The sequence below is a fragment of the Micromonospora echinofusca genome (assembly GCF_017614955.1).
In the GTDB taxonomy this organism is placed as follows: Bacteria; Actinomycetota; Actinomycetes; order Mycobacteriales; family Micromonosporaceae; genus Micromonospora; species Micromonospora echinofusca_A.
This window is the reverse complement of sequence record NZ_WVUH01000360.1, coordinates 1-6,878: the sequence shown is the minus strand read 5'-3', so window position 1 is coordinate 6,878 and position 6,878 is coordinate 1. Positions and strand designations below refer to the sequence as shown.

Genomic DNA, 6,878 nt, shown 5'->3' with positions numbered 1-6,878 from the left:
GGTCACTGGGCACTCCGGGTCGGTCCGGTCGCCGGGTCGGGTCCCCAGGTCCAGGCCACGACGTAGCGCCGGGGCGGTAGGTCGTCCGGGTTGCGGACCTCCCGATGGCCGACCGTGTAGACCCGGTCGGCGACGGTGACCGTGAGGTGGTCGGCGGTCGCCGCCACCACCGGGTACACCTCGGCGGTACGACCGAGCGGGCTGCATTCGGCCTTGCCGACCGCCTCCTTGGCGGCCCGGAACCGGGTGAGCCACTCGGCCCGCTGCGCGTCGTCGGTGGCCAGGCCGGCCAGCAGGGCGGACTCCGCCCCGGTCAGGGCGAGCGGGGCCGGGTCGGTACCCGGCGCCGGGATCTCCGCCACGTCGATGCCGGGACCGGGCCGGTCCGGCGTCCCGTCCGGCGGCCGGGGTACCGCGATGGCCACCCCGACCTCCGCGCAGTGGGCGAGGGAGACCAGGCAGTCCAGCCGCCCCGGGCCGGGCCGGACGTCCACCCGGGGGCGGCCGTCCGGTTCGTTGCGCACGGTCAGCTCGATCGGGTACACGTCGGTCGCGCCGTTCTCCCACAACCGGAAGCGGACGGCGTCCTTCGCCGCGATCCGACCGAGCATCCACCGTTTCCGGGTCGCGGTGGGCTGCCGCTCGAACTCCGCGTACGCGGCGGTGCCGAGGATGCCCCGGGCCGCCATGCCCCGGGTGACCAGGTCGGTCCAGCAGTCGAAGGCCATCGCCCAGCCCTCCGGCTGCGGCAGCGACATCGGGTGCCGTTCCGGGAACCGTTCCGCCGGACGGGCCTGGGGATGGCTGTCGAACCGCCGGTCGACCGCGCCGTCGATCTGGGCCCAGACCCGGCCCTCGTAGGCGAGCTGCGTGTCGGCGACGAGTTGGGCGTCGGTGATCTCCCGGACCCGGGCGACGCACTCGAACGCCCGACCGGGCGGCGGGGGCGGACCGAAGAACCGGATGTGCCCGAGCCCCACCGGCAGCGCCACGGTCCGGAACGGCTGGGTGGTGATCAACCAGTTGCCGATCAGCTGGAGCGCGTTGTCCAGCAAGGCCCCCGGCGGGACCGGCGCGGTGACCACACCCCGGACGTGCATCTCGCCGAGCGCGTGCACCTCGGTCACGCCCTGGAACTGCGGGCCGTGGAACATCAACCGCTCGGTGTACATCTCCGCGGCGCCCAGCGTCGGCGGCGTCTCGGTCGCCGGATCGTGCCGCCAGACCTCGGGGGTCCGGGACGGGTAGTCGGCCGCCAACTCCACAGTGGACCGGGCGTACGCGCCGAGGACGACGGTGACCACGTTCTGTCCGGCGGACTTCACGGTGATCTCCACGTCCTGGCCCGGCTCGGCGATCAACCAGCGGTTGAACCGGGCATCCCGGACGGCGATCGCCCGCATCCCGGGTACCGCCTGCTCCGCCGCCTCGATCATGTGCTGGACCAGGGTGGTGGCCGGTACCACCGGCCAGCGGTCCTCCGGGTCCGGCCAGTCGTCGGGCTGCACGAAGAAGCAGTGGTCGAGCAGGTACGGCATGGTCTGCGTGGAGACCCGCAGGATGCTCCTGTAAATCACCTGGTTGGCGCCGGGCTGGACGGCCGGTGCGGTGGCCGGTGCGGCAGCGGCGGGCGTCGGCGCACCCGGCCGGACGGCGGGTACCGCCGGCGTGGGTGCCGGTGGCGTGGTCACCGGCCGGCTCGGGGTCACGGCCGGCGGTGCCGGCGGCGCGGGACGCTCCCGGACCGGTGCGGGCGATCCGGCAGCGGCGGACAGCACCGTCACCGCGCCCTGTGCCGCGTCCTTGAGCAGACCGGCCAACTCGGCGGCGGCGCTGGAGTGCCCGGCCAGCCGGTGCAGGGCGGCGAGCGCGGTGGCCGGATCACCGGACTGCTCCGCCGCCGGTACCGGCGTTCCGCCGCCGGACCGGCCGGCGCCGGCACCCGCCGGACCGCCGGTGCCGGTAGCGGTCACCGGACCACCGTTGCCGGCCGCTGGACCACCGTTGCCGCCGGTCGGGCCGCCGGTGCCGGTCCCGGCCGCTGGAGCACCGGTGCCGGCCGCCGCGCGGCCCGTTGCGCCGAGCAGGCCGGCCGCGCCCTCGCCGAGCCGGACCAGCGGCCCACCCAGGTCGAGCCGGACGACCGGTCCCTTCCGGCCGCTACCGACGGTCTTCTTCGGGGCCGGCGGGGTGACGTCGAGGGCCCGCAGGTCCGGGTCGCCCCCCTCCACCCAGAGCGCGGTGGCCACCCGCCGCAACTGGTTGAGCCCGTCGCGGTGCGCCACGTTGACCGGCATCGCCAGATGCTCCTGCCCGCGCAGGTTGTCACTGATCAGCGAGGCGAGCTGACCGGCACCGACCTGGAGGAAGACCCGGAAGCCCTGCTGGTACATCGCCGCGACGGTCTGCCGGAACCAGACCGGCTCCATCATGTGCCGGACGAAGAGTTCGTTCACCTGCGCCTCGTCGGCCGGGAACGGGGCCGCCAGGGTCGCCGACCAGACCGGCACGCTGGTCGGGTGCACCTCCCACCGGCCCAACGCGGCACCGATCGAGGTCAGCCCCTCGGCGAACGCCGGGGTGTGGAACGCCGACCGGAACGGCAGCTTCTGGCAGAGGATGTTGCGTTCCCGCAGCGCCTCGATGAGCCGGTCGACCTGGTCCTCCGGACCGTTCACCACCGACTGGGCCGGGGCGTTGTCGTGCGAGAGCACCACGCCCGGGAAGTCCGGCAGCAACGGGGTGACCTGGTCGGCGCCGGCCCCGACGGCGGCGAAGAGGTACCCGGAGATCTCCACGCTCTCCGCGTTGAACATCTCCAGGAACTCGTCCATCGCGGCGGTGCTGATCTGGCCGCTGGTCGCCGCCGCCGTCCACTCGCCGATGCTGTGCCCGCCGACCGCGTCCGGGGTGACCCGGATCCGGCGCAGCGCCTGGTCGAGGAGTTTGCCCACCTCGATCAGCCCGGCACCGTGCCGGCCCAGGTCGGCGGCGGACCACTCCCGGTCCGGCAGTCCGAAGTGGGCGGCCAGGTCGGCGGTACGCGGCGAGAACTCCGCCTCCAGGCCGGGGAAGACGAAGGCGAGCTTGCCCCCGTCGGCCAGCAGCGGGTCCGGGCTGAACCAGATGTCCCGGCCACCCCGCCACGGCTGGCCCTTCGCCACGATCCGGCGGGCCACCGCCAGCAGCTTGTCGGTCGGGCTGACGATGCCCAGCCGGCACCGGTCCGCCGGGCCGATTGGCCGCTCGCCCCGGGCCAGCCCGGTGCCGAGGGCACGTACCGCCTGGTCGTCCCGGTCCAGCAGCGCGGCCAGGGCGGCCTGGTCCGGGGCGGCGAGCCAGAGCACCTCGTCCGGCTCGGCGATCACCGCGGCGGCGACGGTCGGGCCGGTCCCGCCCGACCGGCGGCCACCGACCGGCTCCGGTACCTGCTCGACGATGACGTGTGCGTTGATGCCACCGAACCCGAAGGCGTTCACCCCGGCCCGGCGTGGGCCGTCGCTCTCCCACGGCCGGGCCGTGGCGATCGGTGCGAAGCGGGTACCGGCCAGCTCCTTGCGCGGGTTGTCGCAGTGCAGGGTGGGCAGCAGCACCCCCCGGTGCACGGCGAGGACCGCCTTGATCAGACCGGCGATGCCGGCCGCCGGCATGGTGTGCCCGATCATCGACTTCACCGACCCGATGACCGGCCGTTCCCCACCGGCGTACGGGCCGAACACCTGGCCCACCGTGGTCAGCTCGGCGGCGTCCCCGGTCGGGGTACCCGTGCCGTGCGCCTCCAGCATGCCGAGTGCGTCCGGCGCGGTCGGGTCCAGCCCGGCCATCTCCCAGGCCCGCTGGATCGCCAGCACCTGACCGGAGACCGCCGGGTTGAACATGCTCGCCGAACGGCCGTCGCTGGACACCCCGCTGCCCCGGATCACCGCGTACACCCGGTCGCCGTCGCGGACCGCGTCGCGGAACCGTTTCAGCACCACGATCCCGGTACCCTCACCGATCAGCAGGCCGTCGGCGCTGCTGTCGAAGGGCCGGATCTCGCCCTGCCGGGACAGCGCCCGGAGCTGGCTGAACACCGACCAGAAGCTGATGTCGTGCACGTGGTGCACCCCACCGGCCAGGACCGCGTCCAGCCGACCGTTGACCAGTTCGGTGATGCCCTGGTCCACCGCGATCAGCGAGGACGCGCAGGCGGCGTCGATGGTGTACGCCGGGCCGCGCAGGTTGAGCCGGTTGGCCACCCGGGAGGCGGCCAGGTTGGGTACCAGGCCGATGGTGCCCTCCGGCTGGTGTGGGCCGAGCCGCTCGTCGAACTTCTGCCGGACCAGGTCGAGCTGCTCCGGGGTGAGGTCCGGCATCAGGTCCCGCAGGATCGTGATGACCTGGCTGGACATCCGGACCCGCTGGGCGTACCGGGCCTGGGCGGGGCTGAGGATGCCACCCCGGCCGATGATCACCCCGACCCGGTCCCCGGCGGGGAGCCGGTCCGGCCCACCCGCGTCGTCGATGGCCTTGGCGGCCACCTCCAACGCGATGAGCTGGTCCGGCTCGATCTCCGCGATCGACGACGGCATGATGCCGAACTTCAGCGGTTCGAACGTGGCGTGCTCGTCCACGAAGCCGCCCCGCCGGCAGTACAGCCGGTCCGGCCGGTGGGCCAGCTCCGGGTCGTAGAACTCGTCGTCCCACCGGTTGGCCGGTACGTCCGTGATCGCGTCCCGGCCGTCGACCAGGTTGCGCCAGTAGCTCTCCAGGTCACCGGCGCCGGGCATCAGCGCCGCCATGCCGACGATGGCGATCTGCTCGGTGTGCGCGCTCATCGGTTCACCAGCCCGATGCGGTGTAGACCACGGAGGTGACCGTGGGCTCGCCCCAGGCCAGCTCGCGGAGCAGGCTGAGCGCACCCTCCTCGGGGTCGATCAGTTCGATGCCCCGGCGGGCGTACTCCTTGCTCAGCTCGGGGGTGACCATCCCGGCGTGCCCGGGAGCCGGGGCCCACGGACCCCAGTGGACGGTCAGGCACCGGTTACCGGTCCGGGTCGCCCAGCGGGTACCCATCGAGTCGAGCGCGTCGTTGGCCGCCGCGTAGTCGCCCTGACCCCGGTTGCCGTAGGCGGCGGCGATGCTGCCGAACAGCACCACGAACCGCGGGTCGCCGGGCAGCTCGTCCAGGGCGTCCAGCATCGCGCGGGCCCCGTCGACCTTGGTGTCGAAGACCCGGGCGAAGGACTTCGGGTCCTTCTCCGCGATCAGCTTGTCCTCGATGATGCCGGCCGCGTAGACCAGCCCGTCGATCCGGCCGTACGTGCGGTGGATGTCGTCGAGCAGCTTCCGGGTCGCCTCGGTGTCCCGGACGTCCAGGCTGTGGTAGCGCACCTCGCTGCCGAGTTCGGCCAGCTCGGCCAGGGTGGCCGCGACCTCCCGGCCGGCGAGGATCGCCGACGCGGTCCGCTCGATCTTGGCGGGGGAGCGCATCCCCCGCTTGGCCAGCGCCGCGATCAGCGCCGACTTGTCGGTCGCGGCGGCCAGGTCCGGCTCCTCCGGGCCCTCCGGCAGCGGCGTCCGACCGACCAGCTCGATCCGGCACCGGCTGGCCGAGGCGAGGGTACGGGCGAACCAGGGCGTGATCCCCCGGGCCCCGCCGACCAGTACCACCACCGACTCCCGGGACAGTCCGAGGGCGTCGGCCTCGGCCACCCCGTCACCGGCCGGTCCGGCCCCACCGGCGGCCAGCGCGCCCAGCTCGACCGGGGTCAGGTCGACCAGGTACCGGTCGCCGCCCCGACGGGCGACGATCGGGGTACCGCCCCCGGTCAGCAACTCGTCGACGAGCTGCCGGGCCACCTGCTCCGGCTCGGCCGTCGGGTCCACCTCGACCAGTCGGACGGTCAGCTCGGGGTACTCCCGGGCGATGGTCCGGAACAGCCCGCGCAGGCCGTCGACCCGGTCCCCGCCACCGGCGGGTACCGCCGCGACCAGCCAGCGCGGCGTACCGGCCAGCGCCTGCTTGAGGAACGGGAACGCCCCCGGCAGCAGCGGCTTGGTGCCTGCGGTCAGACCGTCGAGCATGATCACCCCGTCGACCCCGGTGAGCTGCTCGGTCGACCTGGCGTTGATCGCGCCGGTGGCACCGTTGGCGCCGTGCTCGCCGAGCAGTCCGGCGAGCTGTGCCAGCACCGGTCCGCCACCGGTCAGCAGGAACCGGGTGCCGTTCAGCGTGCCGGCCGGGGCGGTCTCCGCCCCGCTCACCGGCAGTTCGGTGGGGAGCAGCCGCTTCGGGGCGATCCCGGCCCGGGTCTGCGCCGGGGCGGTCACCGGCGCCGGGGTGGGCGCGGTCTCGGTGGCGGACCCGTCGGCTCCGGTGTCGTTGATGCGGTGGTCGAGCCAGTTGACCATGGTGCGGACGGTGCGGGCTTTGACGAGGTCTTCGAGTTCGGCTTCGTCGCCTTCGATGGGGAGTTGGAGGCGGAGGGCGACTTCGCCGGCGACTTCGGCGCGTTTGATGCTGTCGATGCTGAGGTCGGCTTCGAGGTCGAGGTCGAGTTCGATGAGGTCGGTGGGGTAGCCGGTGCGTTCGCTGATGACGGCGAGGATGGCGGCCTGGATGACCGGTGCCGGGGTACCTGCCGGCGCGACCGGCGCGGCCGGTGCCGCCACGCTCCCGTTGCTGACGGCGGCCGGGGCGCCGGTGTTGATGCGGTGGTCGAGCCAGTTGACCATGGTGCGGACGGTGCGGGCTTTGACGAGGTCTTCGAGTTCGGCTTCGTCGCCTTCGATGGGGAGTTGGAGGCGGAGGGCGACTTCGCCGGCGACTTCGGCGCGTTTGATGCTGTCGATGCTGAGGTCGGCTTCGAGGTCGAGGTCGAGTTCGATGAGGTCGG

Annotated in this window: 3 protein-coding genes; 1 reads left to right on the top strand and 2 read right to left on the bottom strand. The window is 73.6% G+C overall.

Annotated elements, in window-relative coordinates:
- Positions 1-2: 2 nt before the first annotated feature.
- Positions 3-4,817 carry a type I polyketide synthase gene (locus GSF22_RS35540; protein ID WP_208816832.1) on the bottom strand — a complete coding sequence of 1,605 codons (4,815 nt, stop codon included), beginning with the start codon at positions 4,815-4,817 and terminating at the stop codon, positions 3-5.
- 4 nt (positions 4,818-4,821) lie between these two features.
- On the bottom strand, positions 4,822-6,717 hold the full coding sequence (locus GSF22_RS28365; RefSeq protein WP_244454286.1) for an SDR family NAD(P)-dependent oxidoreductase: 1,896 nt from the start codon (positions 6,715-6,717) through the stop codon (positions 4,822-4,824).
- Here GSF22_RS28365 and GSF22_RS35120 point away from each other — a divergent pair.
- Positions 6,697-6,878, top strand: a 182-nt coding sequence (locus GSF22_RS35120) for a hypothetical protein (RefSeq protein WP_244454285.1), incomplete at its 3' end; no start/stop codon positions are given. The two genes, GSF22_RS28365 and GSF22_RS35120, sit on opposite strands and share 21 nt — an antisense overlap.